The following is a 19,564-nucleotide window of genomic DNA, read 5'->3' as shown; positions in this document are numbered from 1 at the left end:
CTTGGTCATGGCAAGTCACCGGCCGCTTTTCCCATCTGGATCAAAGGTTCGCCTCTTGGCCAATCCCGAATTGGGCGCAAAACAAATTTGCCCCAACTGCCAATCGAAATTCTATGACCTCGGCCGCCGTCCGGCGGTCTGCCCCAAATGCGGCGAGTCGTTCGACCCGGAAGAGGCGCTCAAATCGCGCCGCGTCCGGGCTCGCGCTGTCACGCCGGATTATGACGCCGAGGACGAGAAGCCCGCCCCCGCGCCCAAGGACGAGGACGGCTTCGAGGACGAGGTCGATGAGACCCCGGAAATCGACAAGGTCGAGCCGGACGTCATCGAGACCGACGACGAAGACGCCGATCCGGGTACGCCGACCCCCGCGGGTGGTGATGACCTGGGCGTCGACTTCGCCGAGGACGAGGATCTCGCCGAAGACGAGGCCGACGACGTGCCGTTCCTCGAGGACGAGGACGACGACGACGCTCTTGAAGACGAAATCGAAGGTCTTCCGGGCGCTGACGACGACGATCTGTAGGGCCTGAAACAGCCTTCGAAAAATTCTTCGAAAAAAGTTCGCCGGGAGGGTTGATCCAAAAACCCTCCCGGCATAGACATCGCGCCTCGCCGGGGACGACACGTTCGGAACCGACGAGAAACACCAAGGTTCTCTTGGGAAACCAAGGACCTCGGGGCTTTAGCTCAGCTGGTAGAGCGCTTGCATGGCATGCAAGAGGTCAGCGGTTCGACTCCGCTAAGCTCCACCAAAACGGCCGCTTCCCTAAAGGAAGCGGCCGTTTCCATGTCTGGTTCCTGGCGACGCGCTGTCGCGGCGGTTTGCCGCTGAACTTGACCATCAGGGCGCCTTGAACCGGCCGACCCAAGCCTCCACCTAGAAAATACGTTGCGCGGCCAGGCGCCGATCCCGGGTCATGACCGCGCGAACGAAGTCGCTTTTGCGAAGGACTTCGCGATGACCCGAACGATTCTGTTCGACAGCCCCTTTCTCCTGGGCTTCGAACACACCCGAGACCTGATCGAGCGCGCGGCCAAGGCCGCGTCCGAAAGCTATCCGCCCTACAATGTCGAGCAGGATGACGAAGGCGGGGTGCGCATTACCCTGGCCGTCGCCGGGTTCTCGCCCGACCAGCTCCATGTGACCGTCGAGGGTGGCCAGCTGGTGGTGGCGGGCAAGCGCGAGCCTGAGAGCCGGGCCGAGGCCGACAGGGCGTTCCTGCATCGCGGGATCGCGGCGCGGGGCTTTGTTCGCACCTTCGTGCTGGCCGAGGGCATAGAGGTCACCGCGGCGACCCTGGAGCACGGCCTCCTGCACATCGACCTGGCCCGGCCGCGTCCAGAGCGCCTGGTCAAGCGCATCCCCATTCGCTCGGTCGCCTGACCGACAGCGGCGACAGACTTTCCCACGCGCCTGACAGCCCCATGAACCGGGCGTGACGCGGCGCGTTCCCTATTCGAAGGAGGTGGTCATCATGACACCCAATACCCAAGCCTCGGTCTTTACGACGGAAGCCTTCGCCGCGCTCGGCGCGCCGGATCTGGTCTATGTCCGGCCGATCAAGGCCGCCGAAATCCTGGCCGACGCGCCCGTCGGCACGACCGATTTCGATCTCAGCCCCGACCAGACGCTCTATGCGGTCTGCCGCGCCGACGGCGCGCGCCTGGCCGTGATGGTCGATCGCGACACGGCGGTCGCGGCCGCCATCGCCCATGAACTGGCGCCGGTTTCGGTGCACTGACCCCAGGGGCGCGGAGAGCCTTCCTCCGCGCCTTGCAGGCTGATGGCGCGTGAAGCGCTCAGCGCCGGAAGAATTTCAGACCAAGGACGTCAGGCCGCGCTGCTGGTCGCCTCATGCGCCAGCAGAACGTGCACGGCGTCAGCCGATCGCGCCTGACGCAGGCCCTCGCGCAGCTCGGGCTGGCGCATCATGCGCGACACCCGCGCCAGAGACCGCAGGTGCTGGGCGTTGGCTTCCGGGGGAGCGAGCAGGGCCAGCAGCAGGTCCACGGGTTTGTCATCGACAGACCCGAACGCCACCGGCGTTTCCAGGCGCACAAAGATGGCGCGCACACGATCCAGACCCTCGATGCGGGCATGGGGGATGGCTACGCCCTGGCCGACGCCGGTCGAGCCGGCCGCCTCGCGCTCCATCAGGCCTTCCAGCACCACGTCGGCGTCGACGCCCAGAACCCGGGCGGCGACGTCGGCAATGACGCCGAGGACCTGACGCTTGCCTGGCGCGCTGACGCGTAGCGCCACCGCCCCAGGGTCCAAGAGATCGGCGATAGTCATGGACTTAAACGCTCGCTCGCTGTCGGTCGCCGAAACGCCGTTGCTGAGGGTTTCCCCGAACGTCCAGGATCCTGACAGGAATCCGTTAGCTCGCGGTTGACCCGTTCCCGTTCAGCGACTTCGTGCGTTCGGGGTCGATCCAGCCGATATTTCCGTCTGGCCGCCTGTACACCACGGACAATCCGTCGTGAGCGGCGTTCCTAAACACGATTGCCTGGGACTCGGTCAAGTCCAGTTCCATGACAGCCATGGAAACGGTCATTATCTTCAACGAGGCTTGGGTCTCGGCGATGATCATGGCCGAAGGCGCGCCGGCGGGGTGGTCCTCGTCACCGCCCCAGTCGTCATCCTCGTGGTCATTGATGTCGGGAGCCCGCAGCACGTACATCGCAGCGTTCTCGGCCTGCTTGGCCGTGGCCGCGATGGAGTGGCTTTTCAGTCGTCGCTTGTAGCGCCTGATCCTTGTCTCGATCTTGGCCAGGGCGGCGTCAAACGCCGCATGGGCGTCACCGCCCGATCCATGGCTAAGGAGTTGCTGACCCGAAGCCAGCTTTACCGAACAGTCGGCGCGGAAGGCGTGGCCCTCCTTGCTGATGACCACGTCGGCGGCGCCGCCGCGGTCAAAATACTTGCCGATGCTCAGGGTGATTTCGTCGGAGACTCGCGCTCGCAGAGCCTCACCAACGTCGACATGCTTGCCGGAGACTTGGACTTGCATGCCGTAACAACGCGCCTGTCCAGAGACGGTGTCAAGCGGCCGTAATGGGTTCAGAAAAAGCTCGAAACAAGACCGATGATCTTGTGAACGGCGGCCGCCACGACCCCCGCGCTGACGAACAGCAGGCCCAGGCTCACAAAGGCCATCAGATAGCCCGCCAGGGCCAGAAGGCCGTCCCTCTGCAGCAGCGCCAGCGACAGGAGAGCGACCGTCGCGCCGGGCGCGAGGTTGCCCAGGGGGATAGGCAAAATGAGGACGAGGGCCAACAGGGTGCACACCACCCCGATCATCCGCTCGCCCAGCGGCGTGAACAGCCATCCCAGGCGGGGCCTGGTGATCAGTTCCATCCGCTTGACCACGGGGGTGAGCTTGCGGAACAGACCGCGCAGGTCGTCGCGCCTGACCGGCCGGTCGATCATCCGGCGCGGCAGCCAAGGCGCGTCGGCGCCGAGGGCGACCTGGGGGGCCAGCAGCAGGATCGGCAGGCTGAGGATCGTCGAGGAGCCCGGCGGCAGCGGCAGGCAGTTCAGCGCGCCGAACACGAACAGCATCGCCCCGAAGGCGCGGCTGTCGAAAGCGTCCAGCATCTGACCGACGGTGAGGATCGGACGAACGTCCTCGCCAAACCCCTCGATCACATCAGCTAGGCTTTCGGTGGACATGCTCACTCCTGGTCCGCGATCCTATAACGCCGATCAGGAGAAAGGGTCGTGAAGATATGCCGCACCGGCCGATTTGATCAGCAGGCTTCCTTCATCAGCCGCCGACGCTCCACAGATGACGGAATACGCAGCGCCTCGCGGTACTTGGCCACGGTGCGGCGCGCGATGTCGACGCCGGCCGCCTTCAGGATCTCGACGATGGCGTCGTCGGAGTGGACGTCTTTCTCGACCTTCTCGGCGTCGACAAGGCCCTTGATCTTGTGACGGACGCTGGCGGCCGAGTGCGCCTCTCCGCCTTCGGACGACTGGATGGCCGAGGTGAAGAAGAACTTCAGCTCGAACACGCCGCGCGGGGTGGCGATGTACTTGTTCGAGGTGACCCGACTGACCGTGCTCTCATGCATGCCGATGGCGTCGGCGACGGTCTTCAGGTTCAGCGGGCGCAGATGCTCGACGCCATAGGCGAGAAAGCCGTCCTGCTGGCGGACGATCTCGCTGGAGACCTTCAGGATGGTCTTGGCCCGCTGGTCCAGGCTCTTCACCAGCCAGTTGGCGGTGGCCATGCAGTCGGAGACGAAGGTCTTTTCCTGGTCGGTCCGCGCGCCCTTGGAAACCCGGGCGTGATAGCGCTGATCCACTAGCACCCGGGGGAGGGTGTCGGTGTTCAGTTCGACATGCCACATGCCGCCAAGCCCCTCGCGGACATGGACGTCCGGGACCAGGGTCTCGGCGGTGTCGCTGTTGAAGGCCGCGCCCGGGCGGGGGGTCAGGGCGCGGATCTCGGCGATCATCTCGCGCAGATCCTCGTCGTCGACCCCGCAGACCCGGCGCAGGCTGTTCATGTCGCGGCGCGCCAGCATGTCGAGATTGTCGAGCAGGGCGGCCATGGCCGGGTCGTAGCGGTTCTGATCCTTCAGCTGCAGGGCCAGGCATTCGCGGACGTCGCGGGCGAACACGCCGGTGGGCTCAAAGCCCTGAAGCACGGTCAGGACGCTCTCGACCAGGGTCTGGGCGCATCCCAGCCGCTCGGCCGTGTCGGCCAGGTCCAGGCGCAGATAGCCGCCCTCGTCGACGCCGTCGATCAGCACGCCGGCGATCATCTGCTCGGACGCCGACAGGCCGGCCTGGGCCAACTGGCCGTTGAGGTGTTCGGACAGGGTCGGAACGGCCGTCAGGGCGCCTTCATAGTCGCCGTCATGCTCGAACGAGCCGCCGCCGCCGGCGCGTGACCAGTCGATCTGGCCACCGGCCTCCTGGGCCTGCTCGCCATCGCCCGAGGCGCGTTCGCCGGGCGAGACATCGTCGGGCGTGGCGTCCATCTCGTGATTGGCCGAGCCCTCGGCCACGATGTCGACGCCCAGGTCGCTGGCCGCCGGCTCGCGGTCGATCTCGGTCGCGGGCTCGCTCTCGCCCTCATCGCGTTGCAGAAGCGGATTGCGCTCAAGCTCGGCCTCGACGAAGGCGTCGAGCTCGATATTGGACAGTTGCAGCAGCTTGATCGCCTGCTGCAGCTGCGGTGTGATGACGAGGCCCTGGCCTTGCCGGAGTTCTAGTCGATGGCCGAGAGCCAATGCGCCCTCCTGGGCAAATCGAAAGACGTTTCGACCGCCATTGAAAGGCCAACTAGGTTAACGGCTCCCCAACGCCTGCAATATCCGGGCCGGTGCGACCTTCAGTCCCGTTCCGGTGCAACGAAAATCGCGCGCGGCTGGCCGGCCGCGCGCGATAAGCTACTCTTTTGACAGAGAAATGTTTTTAGACGCGCTCGGCGAAATGATCGCCCAGATAGACGCGACGGACTTCGGGATCGTCGACGATTTCCTTGGGCGAGCCTTCGAACAGCACCTCGCCCGCGTGAATGATTGACGCGCGATCGATGATATCAAGCGTCTCGCGAACATTGTGGTCGGTGATCAGGATGCCGATGCCGCGCTTCTTCAGATAGCCGATGACCTCGCGGATGTCGGCGATCGCCAGCGGGTCGATGCCGGCGAACGGCTCGTCCAGCAGCATGAAGGACGGTTCGCTGGCCAGCGCCCGGGCGATTTCCACGCGGCGCCGCTCGCCGCCCGACAGGGCCACGGCCGGCGACTTGCGGATATGGGTGATCCGCAGTTCCTCGAGGATGTTGGTCACCGTCTCGGCGGCCGCGCGCTGGCTCTTCTCGCGCATTTCGACCACGGCCATGACGTTCTGCTCGACCGTCATGCCCCGGAAGATCGAGGCTTCCTGCGGCAGATAGCCGACGCCCAGCCGGGCGCGCTGGAACATCGGCTGGGCGGTGATGTCCTCGCCGTCCAGATAGATCGAGCCGTAGTCGGCGGCGATCAGGCCGGTGATCATGTAGAAGCAGGTGGTCTTGCCGGCGCCGTTGGGACCCAGCAGGCCCGCGACCTCGCCGCGCTTGAGGCGCAGGGACACGCTCTTGACCACCGGGCGGTCGCCGAACGACTTGCCGATGGCGTCGACAAACAGGCCGTCGGCGTCGGGGCGATTGGAACCGCCGAGGGGCGTCATCTTCATCCGGGCGGTCCTAGCGATCGCCAGCGGCGGGTTGCTGGTCCTTGGAGTCGTCGGGATAGATCACCGACCGCACCCGGCCCGGCTTGCCGCGACCCTTGGTATTGGATTCCAGCTTCACGTCATTGGTCTTGGTGTTGACCGTCATCCGGTCGCCGCGCGCCACGTCCTGGCCACGCAGCACGATGACATTGCCGGTGATCACGATCGTGTCGTTGGCATAGGTGTAGACCGCGTGGTCGCCCCGCACCGTCTGGGTCTGGTTGACGAAATAGACGTCGCCGTCGGCCTCGATGTGATCGACGTCGCCGCAGGCGTTCGAGCCGCTCTGGCCCGGTTTGCGCTTGGAATAGGCGTTGACCACGCTGGCGCGCATGCGGCTCTTGTCCTGCAGCATCTCGACATTGCCGCTAAAGATCGTGCGGCACTGGCTGTTGATGTTCTCCTGCTGGTCCGCGGAGATGTCCACGGGCGCGCTGGAGTCGTTGGCGATCTGGGCGAAGGCCGCGCCGCCGCTCGCCAGGATCAGTGCGGTCATCGCCGCCGCCGCCATCCAACGCTGCTTCAAGTCAGAGTCCTCATCTCTCGCGCTCACGGCCAAGCCGCGTGCGTCTTCTTACTTCCGTTCGAGCCGAGTGCGAACCCCGCCCCTGAAAACGACGCGGTCACCCTTGTCATATACGGAGTAGGCGTTGGATTTCACCTGCCCCGTCGGGCCTTCGCCCAGCATTGTGGTCTCGCCGGTGATATTTCCGGTCATGGTGTCGACCATGGCCTGCTCCGACGCGAAGCGATAACCGCCGCCGTCGTCGATGCGGACATCGCCGTTCAGCTGCAGTTTCAGGGTGTCTTCGCGGTAGACGCCGGACTTCGCCGTCACCCGGCTGGGCTGGGGCTCGTCGAAACCCAGGGTCAGGGTCGGCGAATCCAGCCGCACGATCATCATGTCCTTGTCGTCGCGCAGCGCCGAGCGGGCGGTGATCATGAAGCTGCGGCCGTCGCTGGACTGGCCATAGAAGCGCGGCGCGATCATGCGGATCTGGGTCTTGGCCTCGGCGGCCGGCCGCGAGGCCGCCTGCATCGAGCGCCAGCCCACCTCGCTGGCCACATAAAGCAGAATCCCGGCGATGCCGGCCGGCAGCAGGATCCGCAGCGTCCGGATCAGGCGCGAGCGCCGGCGCCACCGCCCCAGGTCCCGGGCGATCGAGCGTCCCGCCGTGGCCGAGACCGCCGTCATGGTCAGGTATGCGCGAAGATGTCGACGTCCTCCCACCCGGCCAGGTCGAGGGCCGCGCGGTGGGGCAGGAAGTCAAAGGACGCCTGGGCCAGGGCCATGCGGCCCTCGCGCTCGAGCATGGCGTTGAGGCGATCGCGCAGACCATGCAGGTGCAGCACGTCAGAGGCGGCATAGGCCACCTGTTCGGGGCTCAGCGTCGCCGCGCCCCAGTCAGAGCTCTGCTGGGCCTTGGACAGCTCCACGCCGAGAAGTTCGCGCGTCACGTCCTTGAGTCCGTGGCGATCGGTGTAGGTGCGGGCCAGCTTCGAGGCGATCTTGGTGCAGTAGACGGGCGTGGTCATCACGCCCAGATGCAGCAGGAACATGGCGATATCGAAGCGGCCGAAGTGGAAAAGCTTCAGAATCGCCGGATCGGTCAGCAGGCGCTTGAGATTGGGCGCGTCATAGGTGGAGCGGTCCAGCTGCACCACGTGGGCGTTGCCGTCGCCCGACGACAGCTGCACCACGCACAGGGGGTCGCGCCCCAGGCGCAGGCCCATGGTTTCCGAATCGATCGCGATCGCGGTCGCGCCGGCGAACACGCCGTCGGGCAGGTCGCCCACATGAACAAAATTGGCCAAGGCTTCAGAATTCTCCGGCGACGCGGCTGAACGACATGCGCCGTCCGGCGCCCGCACACCCGTTGGGGCGCGCGACACTATAGCCACGGCGAACGAGATATCCATCGGAAGGATCTTTGTGGCGCCACCCCGACCTTCTTTCGAAGGTTGGTAGGGGGTGGTGCCCAGGAGAGGACTCGAACCTCCACGACCTTTCAGTCACTGGCACCTGAAGCCAGCGCGTCTACCAATTCCGCCACCTGGGCCCGCGAAGCAACCGCTTGGATCGCCGCGAGGCCGGGACGTTTAGGGAAAGCTTTTGACCGCGTCAATCGACAAATCGCGCAATTCGTTGCGAACCGCCTCGCGGTCGTCTATCCCCCGCTTCATCGCAGGCGACGAGGATACAAGATGCAAGGTCTGGTCACGGTGTTCGGCGGCTCCGGCTTCGTCGGCAGCCAGGTCGTGCGGCAGCTCGCCAAGGCGGGTCACCGCGTACGGGTGGCGGTGCGCCAGCCCAACCTCGCCTACCGCATGCGCATGCTGGGCGACGTCGGCCAGATCGAGGTGGTCCAGGCCAATGTCCGCAACGTCGCCTCGGTGACGCGGGCGCTCGAAGGCGCGGAAGCCTGCGTTAACCTGGTCGGGCTCCTCTACGAGTCCGGCCGTCAGAAATTCCAGGCCGTCCACGTGATGGGCGCCAAGACCGTCGCCGAACGCGCCAAGGCCGGCGGCGTCAGCCGCTTCGTGCAGATCAGCGCCATCGGCGCCGACGCCAACTCGGACTCCAAGTACGCCCGCACCAAGGCCGAGGGCGAAGAGGCCGTCCGCGCCGCCTTCCCGGGCGCTGTGATCGTCCGTCCGTCGGTGGTGTTCGGCCCCGAGGACCAGTTCTTCAACCGGTTTGGCCAGATGGCCGCCGTGTCGCCGGCCCTGCCGCTGGTGGGCGGCGACACGCGCCTGCAGCCGGTTTTCGTCGGCGACGTGGCCGCCGTGATCGCCGGGGCGGTCTCCAACCCGGCGGCCGAGGGCCTGACCTATGAGCTGGGCGGTCCGGGCGTCTTCACGATGCGCGAGATCCTGCAGCTGATCCTGACCGAGACCGGCCGCGACCGCGTCCTGCTGCCGCTGCCCTGGTTCGCCGCGTCGCTGCTGGGCAAGATCGGCGACATCCAGGCCGGCATCCTGCCGCTCGCGCCGCCGATCACCAGCGACCAGGTCGAGCTGCTGAAGTTCGACAATGTCGCCGAGCACGGCCTGCCGGGCCTGGCCGAGGCGGGCGTCGTCCCGACCAGCATCGAAGCCATCGTGCCGTCGTACCTCTATCGCTACCGCAAGGGCGGCCAGTACGCCGCGACCCCGGCGGGGGCGTTCTAGAGCGTAGGCAGCGCTGACGAAAAAGGGGCGGACGCCGCGGCGTCCGCCCCTTTCTTTTTGCGCGTCCCGCTCAGTGCGGGATGTAGATCAGGCCCAGACCGATCACGCCCACCGCGATCCGCCACCAGGCGAAGGGGGCGAAGCCGCGCTTGGCGACGAAGTCGAGCATGACCTTGATCACCACCATCCCCGAAATGAAGGCGGTGACGAAACCGATACCGATGATCCCGGCATGGGCCGCGTCTATGGCGTCTCGGTTCTTGTAGAGGTCATAGGCGAAGGCCGCGACCATGGTCGGGATGGCCAGGAAGAAGCTGAACTCGGCCGCCGAGCGCTTGTCGCCCCGCAGCAGCAGGGCGCCGACGATGGTGGCGCCCGAACGCGAGACGCCGGGGATCATCGACAGGCACTGGAAGAAGCCGATGCCCAGCGAGGTCAGCAGCGGATACTTCATCGCGTCGCCGTGACGCGGCGTCGGGCTCCAGCGGTCGAGGACCAGCAGCACGACCCCGCCGATCACCAGCGACCAGCAGATCACCGCCGGGCTCTCGAACAGGACGGCCTTGATGAAGTCGTGCAGCAGCAGGCCCAGAAACACCGCCGGCAGGAAGGCGACCAGGATCGACAGGGCGAAGCGACGCGCTTCCGGTTTGGTCGGCAGGCCGATCAGCACCTGCCACAGGCGCTGGAAGTAGAGCGCCACCACCGCCAGGATCGCGCCCAGCTGGATCAGCACGATGAAGGTGTCCCAGGCGGGATCGGTCAGCCCCATCGCCGTCTTGGCCAGCAACAGGTGGCCCGTCGAAGAGACGGGAATGAACTCCGTCAGGCCTTCAACGAGGCCCAGGATAATCGCGCTCAACCAGTCCGGCATTCCAGCCCCCTCAAAATAGAATTCCGGCGTGCGCCCAACGCGGTAAATACCGCGTTAATCCACAAAGTGGACCATTTAGCCCCTTTGCTGCGAAGCCCTCGCAACGGCGAACCCGAGGGTGGGGATAATATTGTCTATTTTGTAGACCACCGCATTCTTCTTGCGGAAAAGAGTCCGTAATAGGCCGCGATACGCAATTTTTACCCTGCAACCAGGGCCTAGAAGTCGGGATTGGGGAAGTCGCATGGCCGAGCGCATGCTGAAATTCACGACGGTCGCCCGCAAGACGCCTGAAAAGCGTGCTGCGGACGCTCGTAGCGGTGACTTCCACGAGATCTATGCCGACTTCATCGACGCCAAGGCGACCGAGCAGGCCTCGCGCTGCTCGCAATGCGGCGTGCCGTTCTGCCAGACCCACTGCCCGCTGCATAACAACATCCCCGACTGGTTGCGGATGACCGCCGAGGGCCGCCTGGAAGAAGCCTACCAGCTTTCCCAGGCCACCAATTCGATGCCCGAGGTCTGCGGTAGAATCTGCCCGCAGGACCGCCTGTGCGAAGGCAACTGTGTCATAGAGCAGTCGGGTCACGGCACCGTGACGATCGGCTCGGTCGAACGCTATCTCACCGACAAGGCCTGGGAGATGGGCTGGGTGAAGCCGCTGGTCGCCGGCGCGGCCTCTGGCCAGTCGGTCGGGATCATCGGCGCGGGGCCCGCCGGGCTGGCCGCCGCCGAGATGCTGCGCGAGCAGGGTCACGAGGTGGTTGTCTATGACCGCCATGACCGGGCGGGCGGCCTGCTGATCTACGGCATCCCCGGCTTCAAGCTGGAAAAGGACGTCGTCGAGCGTCGCACCCGGCGCCTGGCTGACGGCGGCGTGGTCTTCAGAATGAACTTCGAGGTCGGTCGCGACGCCAGCCTTCAGGACCTTCGCGACAAGCACGACGCCGTTCTGATCGCCGTCGGCGTCTATGCCGCGCGCGACCTGGTGGCGCCCGGCGCCGGCAGCCAGGGCGTGGTGCCGGCGCTAGACTATCTGATCGCCTCCAACCGCACCGGCCTGGGCGACAGCGTTCCCGACTATGAGAACGGCACGCTGAACGCCGAGGGCAAGGACGTGGTCGTGGTCGGCGGCGGCGACACCGCCATGGACTGCGTGCGCACCGCCATCCGCCAGGGCGCGGCCTCGGTCACCTGCCTCTATCGGCGCGACAAGGCCAATATGCCGGGCTCGCTGCGCGAGGTGGCCAATGCCGAAGAAGAGGGCGTGACCTTCGAATGGCTGGCCGCTCCGCGCGCCCTCAGCGGCGACGCCGACGCGGTGACCGGCGTGCGCGCCATCCGCATGCGCCTGGGCGCGCCGGACTCCTCGGGCCGTCAGAGCCCCGAAGAGATCGAGGGCGGCGATTTCGATCGCCCGGCCCAGCTGGTGGTCAAGGCCCTCGGTTTCGAGCCCGAGAACCTGCCCGAAAAGTGGTCGGCGCCCGATCTGAAGACCACGCGCTGGGGCACGGTCAAGGCCGACGTGCGCAACCAGATGACCAATCTGGACGGCGTGTTCGCCGCCGGCGACATCGTGCGCGGCGCCTCCCTGGTGGTCTGGGCGATCAAGGACGGCCGCGACGCCGCCGACGCCATCCACCGCTATCTGAAGTCCAAGGTCGGCGCTTCGGCGCTGATCGCGGCGGAGTGACGATCATGAGCCAAGAGATCCAACACTATCTGGCCAACCGCCAGCGCCTGATCGACGGGCACGCCTATGACCCGACCACCGAGCGCGACGCCTGCGGCGTCGGCCTGGTCTGCGCCATCGACGGCACGCCCCGCCGCGAGGTCGTCGAACTGGCGATCAAGGCCCTGAAGGCCCTGTGGCACCGGGGCGCGGTCGACGCCGACGGCAAGACCGGCGACGGCGCCGGCATTCTGCTGTCGGTGCCGCAGGACTTCTTCACCGACCAGGTGCGCCGCACGGGCCACGCCCTGCGCGCCGGCCCGATCGCTGTGGGCCAGATCTTCCTGCCGCGCACCGACCTGGGCGCTCAGGAAGCCTGCCGTACCATCGTCGAGGCCGAGGCCCTGCGCTTTGGCTTCTACATCTATGGCTGGCGCCAGGTGCCGGTGAACACCGCCGTGATCGGCGAGAAGGCCAACGCCACCCGTCCGGAAATCGAACAGATCATGCTCGCCGCCCCGGCCGGCCTGGAAGGCGAGGCGCTGGAACGCGCCCTGTTCCTGTGCCGCAAGCGGATCGAAAAGCGCGTCCACGCCCAGAACCTGTCGGGCTTCTACATCTGCTCGCTGTCGGCCAAGTCGCTGATCTACAAGGGCATGTTCCTGGCCGAGGCGATCGACGAGTTCTATCCCGACCTCAAGGACGACCGCTTCGCCGCCAATGTGGCGATCTTCCATCAGCGCTATTCGACCAATACCTTCCCCGAATGGCGCCTGGCCCAGCCCTTCCGGATGCTCGCCCACAACGGCGAGATCAACACCATCAAGGGCAACATCAACTGGATGAAGTCCCACGAGATCAAGATGGCCGCCCAGGCCTTCGGCGAGTTCGGGGATGACGTGAAGCCGGTTATCCAGCCGGGCGGTTCGGACTCGGCCAGCCTGGACAACACCTTCGAGGTGCTGGTCCGCGCCGGTCGCGACGCGCCGATGGCCAAGGCCCTGCTGGTGCCGGAAGCCGCCAACGAGCACATGCAGGACGCCCACAAGGCGCTCTACAGCTATTGCAACGCCGTGATGGAGCCGTGGGACGGCCCGGCCGCCCTGTGCGCCACCGATGGCCGCTGGGTCGTGGCCGGCAAGGACCGTTCGGGCCTGCGTCCGCTGCGCGTGGCCTATACCGACGACGGCCTGGTGATCATGGGCTCGGAAGCGGGCATGTGCGGCGTGGCCGAGAGCCGCATCACCCGCAAGCTGGCCATCGCGCCGGGCCGGATGATCGCCATCGATCTGCTCGAAGGCCGCCTCTATGGCGAAGACGAGATCATCGACGAACTGGCCGGTCGCCATCCCTATACCGAGTGGCTGGGCAACATGGTCGATCTCGAAAAGGAGATCGCGCCTGGTCCCGAGCCGCGCAGCTATGGCCGCGAGGAACTGACCCGCCGCCAGGCCGCCGCCGGCTTCAGCCTCGAAGACCTGGAAATGATCCTCGCTCCCATGGTCGAGGACGGCAAGGAAGCCGTCGGCTCGATGGGCGACGACAGCCCGCTGGCCGTGCTGTCGGAAAAGTATCGCCCGCTCAGCCACTTCTTCCGCCAGAACTTCAGCCAGGTGACCAACCCGCCGATCGATCCGCTGCGGGAAACCAACGTCATGAGCCTGAAGACCCGGTTCAAGAACCTGGGCAACATTCTGGCTCAGGACGCCGCCCAGGCCGACGTCTATGTGCTGCAGAGCCCGGTCCTGACCACCGGCATGTATCTGCGCATTCGCGAAGCGCTGGGCGAAAAGAACGTCGCGGTCATCGACTGCACCATGCCGCTGCCCGCCGCCGAGGCGCGTCCCGGCGACGCCTTGCGCGCTAATCTCGATCGCATCCGGGCCGAGGCCGAGGACGCCGTCCTGCGCGGCTGCGGCGCCATCGTGCTGACCGACGAGGCCAGCCAACAGGACCGCGTGGCCCTGCCGATGATCCTGGCCACCGGCGGCGTTCACGCCCACCTGGTCGGGAAGGGCCTGCGGTCCTACGTCTCGATCATCGTCCGCTCGGCCGAGTGCCTCGACACCCACTATTTCGCGGTGCTGGTCGGCGTGGGCGCCACGGCGGTCAACGCCTATCTGGCCCAGGAAACCTTCCAGGATCGCCTGGAGCGCGGCCTGATCGGCGACAAGACGCTGCGTGACGTGTGCCTGAACTTCAAGGGCGCCATCGAGGCCGGCCTGCTGAAGATCATCTCCAAGATGGGCATCAGCGTCATCTCGTCCTATCGCGGCGGCTACAATTTCGAAGCCGTCGGCCTGTCGCGGGCCCTGGCCGCCGAGTTCTTCCCCGGCATGCCCTCGCGCATCTCGGGCATCGGCCTGGCCGGCATCGAGAGCAAGGCGGTCGAGCTGCACCGCAAGGCCTGGGACAGCGCCGCCGTCACCCTGCCGGTCGGCGGTCTCTACAAGCTGCGCAAGTCGGGCGAGGCCCACGCCTTCGAGGCGCGCCTGATCCACACCCTGCAAAGCGCCTGCGACACCGGCGACTATGAGCTCTATCGCCGCTGGTCCAACGGCCTGCGCACGCAGAAGCCGATCCAGCTGCGCGACCTGCTGGACTGGCGCTCGGACCGCAACCCGATCTCCACCGATGACGTCGAGAGCGTCAACGAGATCCGCAAGCGCTTCGTCACGCCGGGCATGAGCCTCGGGGCCCTGGGCCCTGAAGCCCACGGCATGCTGAACATCGCCATGAACCGCATTGGGGCCAAGTCGGTCTCGGGCGAGGGCGGCGAGGACTCGGCGCGCTACAAGCCGCTGCCCAACGGCGACAACCCCAACAGCGCCATTAAGCAGGTGGCCTCGGGGCGGTTCGGCGTCACCGCCGAATATCTGAACCAGTGCGTCGAGCTGGAGATCAAGGTCGCCCAGGGCGCCAAGCCCGGCGAAGGCGGCCAGCTGCCCGGCTTCAAGGTCACCGAGATGATCGCCCGGCTGCGCCACGCCACCCCCGGCGTCATGCTGATCAGCCCGCCGCCGCACCACGACATCTACTCGATCGAGGACCTGGCCCAGCTCATCTATGACCTGAAGCAGATCAACCCGGTCGCCCGCGTGACGGTGAAGCTGGTCGCCATGACCGGCATTGGCGCCATCGCGGCCGGCGTCGCGAAAGCGAAAGCGGACGTGATCCTGGTCGCCGGCGGCGTCGGCGGCACGGGCGCGTCGCCCCAGACCTCGGTGAAATATGCCGGTGGTCCGTGGGAGATGGGCCTGTCGGAAGCCAACCAGGTTCTGACCCTCAACAACCTGCGCCACTCTGTCGTCCTGCGGGCCGACGGCGGCATGCGCACGGGTCGCGACATCGTCATCGCCGCCATGCTGGGCGCCGAGGAGTTCGGCATCGGCACCGCATCCCTGGTGGCCATGGGCTGCATCATGGTGCGCCAGTGCCATTCCAACACCTGCCCGGTCGGGGTCTGCACCCAGGACGAGGCCCTGCGCGCCAAGTTCACCGGCACGCCGGAAAAGGTCATCAACCTGTTCAGCTTCATCGCTGAAGAGGTGCGCGAGATCCTGGCCGGACTGGGCTTCAAGTCCCTGCAGGACATCGTCGGCCGCACCGACCTGCTGGCCCAGGTCAGCCGCGGCGGCGAGCACCTCGACGACCTCGACCTCAACCCGCTGCTGGTTCGCGCCGATCCGGGCAGCAACAAGCCCTACAACACCGTGGTCGGCCGCAACGAAGTGCCCGACACCCTGGACGCCCAGATCGTCCGCGACGCCGCGCCCCTGCTGGAACGCGGCGAGAAGATGCAGCTGACCTATACGGTCCGCAGCACGGCACGCTCGATCGGCGCCCGCACCTCCAGCCACATCGTGCGCAAGTTCGGCATGAAGGGCCTGCCCGCCGGCCACCTGACCGTCCAGCTCAAGGGCTCGGCCGGCCAGAGCCTGGGGGCCTTCGCGGTCCAGGGCCTGCGGATCGAACTGACCGGCGAGGCCAACGACTATGTCGGCAAGGGCCTGTCGGGCGCGACCATCGTGATCAAGCCTTCGCGCACCCTGGCGGCGCCGGAAAGCAACGCCCTGCTGGGCAACACCGTGCTGTTCGGCGCCACCTCGGGCCGACTGTTCGCGGCGGGGCAGGCGGGCGAGCGCTTCGCGGTCCGCAACTCGGGCGCCACCACGGTGGTCGAGGGCTGCGGCGCCAATGGCTGCGAATACATGACCGGCGGCCAGGTGGTGATCCTGGGCCCGACGGGCGGCAACTTCGGGGCCGGCATGACCGGCGGCATGGCCTTCGTCCTCGACCAGCACGGCCGGTTCGAGCGCGCTTTCAACCCCGAAAGCATCGTCGTCCAGCGCCTGGCCTCACCCTATTGGGAGGGCGTGCTGCGCTCCCTGGTGGCCGAACACGCCCGCGAGACCGACTCGGCCTTCGCCGAGAGCCTGCTGCGCGACTGGGACCGGGTGCGGGACCTGTTCTGGCAGGTCTGCCCCAAGGAGATGGTCAGCCGTCTGCCGCAGCCTTTGGCGGCGGAAGAGGTCGCGGCCTAGGCGTTTGCGGGCGCTAGGAACTTGCCCCCTCCGCGCCTGCGGCGCTCCTCCCCCGTAGGGGGAAGATGAAGAAGCGCGGATCCCATCTTCCCCCTCCGGGGGAAGACGACCGCGATAGCGGTCAGTAGGGGGCAAGTCTGGCGGACACGGCTTCGCAGCCTCGCGCGGAAACCGCCGAGTTGATGGGAAGGGCTGCGGAGCGTCCGGGCCTCGCCCGGAAGATGGGATAGTTGAATACCGTTTCGCCGAAGACAGACGCTCCGCGCAGCCGTTATCCGGTGAGCCCTCGGGGCGCGGGGTTTTAACCCGCTCCCGACCTTAGGCCCCCGACGGGTGGAGGGGCTGACGACCCCGTCCAGACCGCATGGGCGATTTCAGCCCATGCCTGCTGCGCATCGTGCGGGCGTCGCCAAGGGGAGTTCCCGGCGGTCCGGGCCTGGCCTCGACACGTTCGGCCCCCGCAAGGACCGCTCCGCTCCGCCAGACCCCATCGGGCCTTCAGACGACGGCCGACGGACGCTTCCCGCTCGACCACCCCTGACAGCTGCAACGGTCGCCGTACGTGCGCCCTTCCCGTGCTGTCAGGTGAGATTGATTATGCGGGAGGTTTGAACGCGGAGGATTGGCGCGATCAGGTTTTTTACAAGCGCTTGATCTGGCTGGGGTTTGTTCTGGCAGGAACGGGGATTGAGCGCGGCCTGTCCCCATAAGTCCTCCCCCTAGCGGGGGAGGTGTCGGCCCCTTGGGGCCGACGGAGGGGAAGTGCTGCTGACTCATTGCGGTCTTCCCCCACCGGCCTCCGGCCGCCTCCCCCTTCAGGGGGAGGACTTGGTCCCGCCGCCTTCACGCCGAAGGGAGCCATCCTTAAATCTCACGGCGAGACGATCGCTGGTCTGGAAAGGTCACTCAAGGACGACGCTCCGCGTCGCCGCGACGCGGCCGCCGGAGGCGGTCCTTGACTGACCTTTCCAGACCAGCACGCTGCAGCCTCCAGGAGATCTAAGGATGAGCGGGGCGCAGGGCGCCCGCTTGTGGGGCGGGAAGGCAATAGCTGCTTCCGACCCGTTGCGGACACTAGCTCGGCATGACACATCACGGCGATGCATGTCGTTGTCGCCTTCTCACCAGACTACGGGTCCGAAGAGACCCCCGTAGTGGGCGACGCTTTTTGGTTGGTCGCGTCTCCTGAAAACAGGGCGCTCGCTGAAGAAAAATGGCGTGCAAAGGCCACAGATCCGAACAGTGCGCTGTTCAAGTCCGGCATGGACGAAATCGGCAGTAGCGATGTTCTGGCGAGACAGTGGACCTTCACCATCCGAATTGGTCGAAGATCGACTGGATTGGCGTCAAACTCAGCGAAGATCTTGATCGAACGTTTCGTGAAGAAGGCTTTGTGACCGCCGAGGTCGGTGTCGGCTTCAGCGTCACCCGCAACGTTTCCTAACCACCCGTTGCGCACATGTATTCTTCTTGCGACGTTGGTTCATGCCCGCCTTGCTGAACGCCGCCGCCACGAACATCCCTCTGTCGAGCATCACCAAAGTGATCTTCTTCAAGCGGGATGAGATCACCACCGATCTTATCTGTTGTGAGGTCGAGGCTGATGGCCACACGTGGTTCTGCCACGAGGAGGCTAGTGAATGGCTTGCTCTAGTCGAGCACCTTCAAGCTCTTCCGGGGTTCCGCGAGGACTGGTTCAGTGCCGTCAGCCAGCCTCCATTTGAAGAGAGTTTGACGTTGGCGTTCAGTCGGTAGCGTCCGCCATCCACCCTTCTCAGACCTTCGGGCCGCCCGCTTCCAGCGCCGACAGCCTGCATCCCCACCACCGCCCCCTCACACCTGTCCTGCCCCCCCGCCAGCTCCCACCACCAGCGCCTCGCCCACATACCGCGCCCTCGGCCGGATCAGCCGCCCGGTCTGCCCCTGCTCGATCGCATGGGCCAGCCAGCCGGCCGTGCGCGCCACGGCGAACAGGATGAACGGCGCGTCGGTCGGCAGGGCCAGCGCCCGGGCCAGACCCACCAGGGCGAAATCGATATTCGGCAGCTGGCCCGTCGCGGCCTCCGTCTCCCGCCGCAGATCCGCCAGCAGAGCCGGCGGCTCGAACGCCGCCAGCAAGGCCCGCGCCCTCGGGTCCCCATCCGGATAGAGCGGATGCCCAAAGCCCGGCGTCGAAGATCCCTGCGCCAGGCGCGCCGACACGGCCCTGGCGGGGCCCGCCCGATCGGCCTCCGCGACGAAGGCCTCGACCCGCGCGGCCATGCCGCCATGCAGCGGCCCCGACAGGGCGCACAGCCCGGCCAGGGCGGCGGCCGACAGCGACGCCCCCGTCGAGGCGGCGACACGGGCCGCGAAGGTGGAGGCGTTCAGCTCGTGGTCGGCCAGCAGCACCAGCGCCGTCCGCAGCAGGTCCGCCCCCGCCGCGTCGACGCCCCAGGCCCGCGCCAGGCGCAGATGGGCAGGACCTTCGGTGACCTCGCCCGCCGCCGCGTCGACCACGGCGTCGAGCAGGCTGGCGGCCTCCATGGCCAGGGCCAGCGGCGCCCGCCCGCGCGCCGGGGCCTCCGCCCCCGCCCGCAACGCCAGGGCGTTGAACAGTCGAGCTCGGGCGGTCTCGCCGGCCACGACCTCCCCCGTCCGCGCCGCCTTCAGCGCCGCGCCGTGGCCGCCGCGCAGCAGCCGCGCCGTCTGTTCCAGCGTGTGATCCTGCGCCAGCACCGCCGCGTCGCGGCCGCGATACCAGAGCCGGCCGCCCGCCACCGTGGTGATCGCCGAGGCCAGCACCGGCTCGCCCCAGGCGATGGCTTCGGCCGCGACATCCGCCGCGCGCCGGCCCCGCGCCTTGCGGGCGGAAAGCGCCGCGACGTCAGAGGCGCGATACAGGCTGCGGCGTGGATCATCGGGATGGGCGGCGGCCTCGATCCGGCCCCGGCTGACATAGGCGTAGAGCGTCTGCGGCCGGATCCCCAGCCGTTCCAGCACCTGTTCCGCGTCCAGCCAGTCGTTCGCCATATAGATTGATTATATTGATCAAGATTGACGATCAAGCACGGCGGGCGCGA

The 19,564-nt window shown here is 66.8% G+C and carries 18 protein-coding genes and 2 tRNA genes; 9 read left to right on the top strand and 11 right to left on the bottom strand.

The window, feature by feature from the left end; all coding sequences use genetic code 11:
- The first annotated feature begins 55 nt into the window (after positions 1-55).
- The 4 genes from ACQY9P_RS06730 (at position 56) to ACQY9P_RS06715 (ending at position 1,745) form a co-directional block, all read left to right on the top strand.
- The gene (locus ACQY9P_RS06730; RefSeq protein WP_421740013.1) at positions 56-526 is read left to right on the top strand and encodes a TIGR02300 family protein; all 471 of its coding nucleotides are present in this window, start codon (positions 56-58) and stop codon (positions 524-526) included.
- 153 nt (positions 527-679) lie between these two features.
- Positions 680-755: transfer RNA gene (locus ACQY9P_RS06725), tRNA-Ala, on the top strand.
- A gap of 206 nt (positions 756-961) precedes the next feature.
- Positions 962-1,387 carry an Hsp20 family protein gene (locus ACQY9P_RS06720; protein WP_421740014.1) on the top strand — a complete coding sequence of 142 codons (426 nt, stop codon included), beginning with the start codon at positions 962-964 and terminating at the stop codon, positions 1,385-1,387.
- 91 nt (positions 1,388-1,478) lie between these two features.
- A complete protein-coding gene (locus tag ACQY9P_RS06715) occupies positions 1,479-1,745 on the top strand; it encodes a DUF1150 family protein (RefSeq protein WP_421740015.1) in 267 nt (88 codons plus the stop codon).
- An 89-nt stretch (positions 1,746-1,834) separates the two neighbouring features.
- Here ACQY9P_RS06715 and ptsN read toward each other — a convergent pair whose 3' ends face one another.
- The 9 genes from ptsN to ACQY9P_RS06670 form a co-directional block, all read right to left on the bottom strand.
- Positions 1,835-2,299 carry a PTS IIA-like nitrogen regulatory protein PtsN gene (gene ptsN / locus ACQY9P_RS06710; protein WP_421740016.1) on the bottom strand — a complete coding sequence of 155 codons (465 nt, stop codon included), beginning with the start codon at positions 2,297-2,299 and terminating at the stop codon, positions 1,835-1,837.
- An 85-nt stretch (positions 2,300-2,384) separates the two neighbouring features.
- Positions 2,385-3,017, bottom strand: coding sequence for a ribosome hibernation-promoting factor, HPF/YfiA family (hpf, locus tag ACQY9P_RS06705; RefSeq protein WP_421740017.1), 633 nt, complete (start codon positions 3,015-3,017; stop codon positions 2,385-2,387).
- 50 nt (positions 3,018-3,067) lie between these two features.
- Positions 3,068-3,679, bottom strand: a complete 612-nt coding sequence (locus ACQY9P_RS06700) for an exopolysaccharide biosynthesis protein (protein ID WP_421740018.1) — start codon at positions 3,677-3,679, stop codon at positions 3,068-3,070.
- Between the two features lie 77 nt (positions 3,680-3,756).
- The gene (rpoN, locus tag ACQY9P_RS06695; protein WP_421740019.1) at positions 3,757-5,250 is read right to left on the bottom strand and encodes an RNA polymerase factor sigma-54; all 1,494 of its coding nucleotides are present in this window, start codon (positions 5,248-5,250) and stop codon (positions 3,757-3,759) included.
- Positions 5,251-5,434: 184 nt separating this feature from the next.
- Positions 5,435-6,196 (bottom strand): LPS export ABC transporter ATP-binding protein, encoded by a 762-nt coding sequence (gene lptB / locus ACQY9P_RS06690; protein WP_421740144.1) that lies wholly within the window; start codon positions 6,194-6,196, stop codon positions 5,435-5,437.
- A 16-nt stretch (positions 6,197-6,212) separates the two neighbouring features.
- Entirely contained in the window at positions 6,213-6,767 is a 555-nt protein-coding gene (locus ACQY9P_RS06685; protein ID WP_421740020.1) for an LptA/OstA family protein, read from the bottom strand.
- A 48-nt stretch (positions 6,768-6,815) separates the two neighbouring features.
- Positions 6,816-7,436 carry an LPS export ABC transporter periplasmic protein LptC gene (gene lptC / locus ACQY9P_RS06680; RefSeq protein WP_421740021.1) on the bottom strand — a complete coding sequence of 207 codons (621 nt, stop codon included), beginning with the start codon at positions 7,434-7,436 and terminating at the stop codon, positions 6,816-6,818.
- A gap of 2 nt (positions 7,437-7,438) precedes the next feature.
- A complete protein-coding gene (locus tag ACQY9P_RS06675) occupies positions 7,439-8,056 on the bottom strand; it encodes a ribonuclease D (RefSeq protein ID WP_421740022.1) in 618 nt (205 codons plus the stop codon).
- A 158-nt stretch (positions 8,057-8,214) separates the two neighbouring features.
- A tRNA-Leu gene (locus ACQY9P_RS06670) sits at positions 8,215-8,301 on the bottom strand.
- Positions 8,302-8,446: 145 nt separating this feature from the next.
- Between ACQY9P_RS06670 and ACQY9P_RS06665 the strand changes: the two genes are divergently transcribed.
- Positions 8,447-9,412 (top strand): complex I NDUFA9 subunit family protein, encoded by a 966-nt coding sequence (locus ACQY9P_RS06665; protein ID WP_421740023.1) that lies wholly within the window; start codon positions 8,447-8,449, stop codon positions 9,410-9,412.
- A 70-nt stretch (positions 9,413-9,482) separates the two neighbouring features.
- Here the strand turns inward: ACQY9P_RS06665 and ACQY9P_RS06660 are convergent, their stop codons facing one another.
- On the bottom strand, positions 9,483-10,286 hold the full coding sequence (locus tag ACQY9P_RS06660) for an undecaprenyl-diphosphate phosphatase (protein WP_421740024.1): 804 nt from the start codon (positions 10,284-10,286) through the stop codon (positions 9,483-9,485).
- A gap of 244 nt (positions 10,287-10,530) precedes the next feature.
- On the opposite strand from ACQY9P_RS06660, the gene ACQY9P_RS06655 reads away from it, so the two are divergent.
- The 4 genes from ACQY9P_RS06655 (at position 10,531) to ACQY9P_RS06640 (ending at position 18,257) form a co-directional block, all read left to right on the top strand.
- Positions 10,531-11,979 carry an NAD(P)-dependent oxidoreductase gene (locus ACQY9P_RS06655; protein WP_421740025.1) on the top strand — a complete coding sequence of 483 codons (1,449 nt, stop codon included), beginning with the start codon at positions 10,531-10,533 and terminating at the stop codon, positions 11,977-11,979.
- Positions 11,980-11,984: 5 nt separating this feature from the next.
- Complete coding sequence (gene gltB, locus ACQY9P_RS06650) at positions 11,985-16,502, top strand: glutamate synthase large subunit (protein WP_421740026.1); 4,518 nt, start codon at positions 11,985-11,987, stop codon at positions 16,500-16,502.
- A 1,154-nt stretch (positions 16,503-17,656) separates the two neighbouring features.
- Entirely contained in the window at positions 17,657-17,899 is a 243-nt protein-coding gene (locus ACQY9P_RS06645) for a hypothetical protein (protein WP_421740027.1), read from the top strand.
- Positions 17,900-17,987: 88 nt separating this feature from the next.
- Entirely contained in the window at positions 17,988-18,257 is a 270-nt protein-coding gene (locus tag ACQY9P_RS06640; RefSeq protein ID WP_421740028.1) for a hypothetical protein, read from the top strand.
- Between the two features lie 78 nt (positions 18,258-18,335).
- Here ACQY9P_RS06640 and ACQY9P_RS06635 read toward each other — a convergent pair whose 3' ends face one another.
- The gene (locus ACQY9P_RS06635) at positions 18,336-19,514 is read right to left on the bottom strand and encodes a citrate synthase family protein (RefSeq protein WP_421740029.1); all 1,179 of its coding nucleotides are present in this window, start codon (positions 19,512-19,514) and stop codon (positions 18,336-18,338) included.
- Positions 19,515-19,564 lie beyond the last annotated feature (50 nt).

Origin of the sequence: Caulobacter sp. (assembly GCF_965279145.1) — a bacterium.
Taxonomy (GTDB): Bacteria; Pseudomonadota; Alphaproteobacteria; order Caulobacterales; family Caulobacteraceae; genus Caulobacter.
The sequence above is the reverse complement of the archived record's forward strand: the minus strand, read 5'-3'. Positions and strand labels throughout refer to the sequence as shown.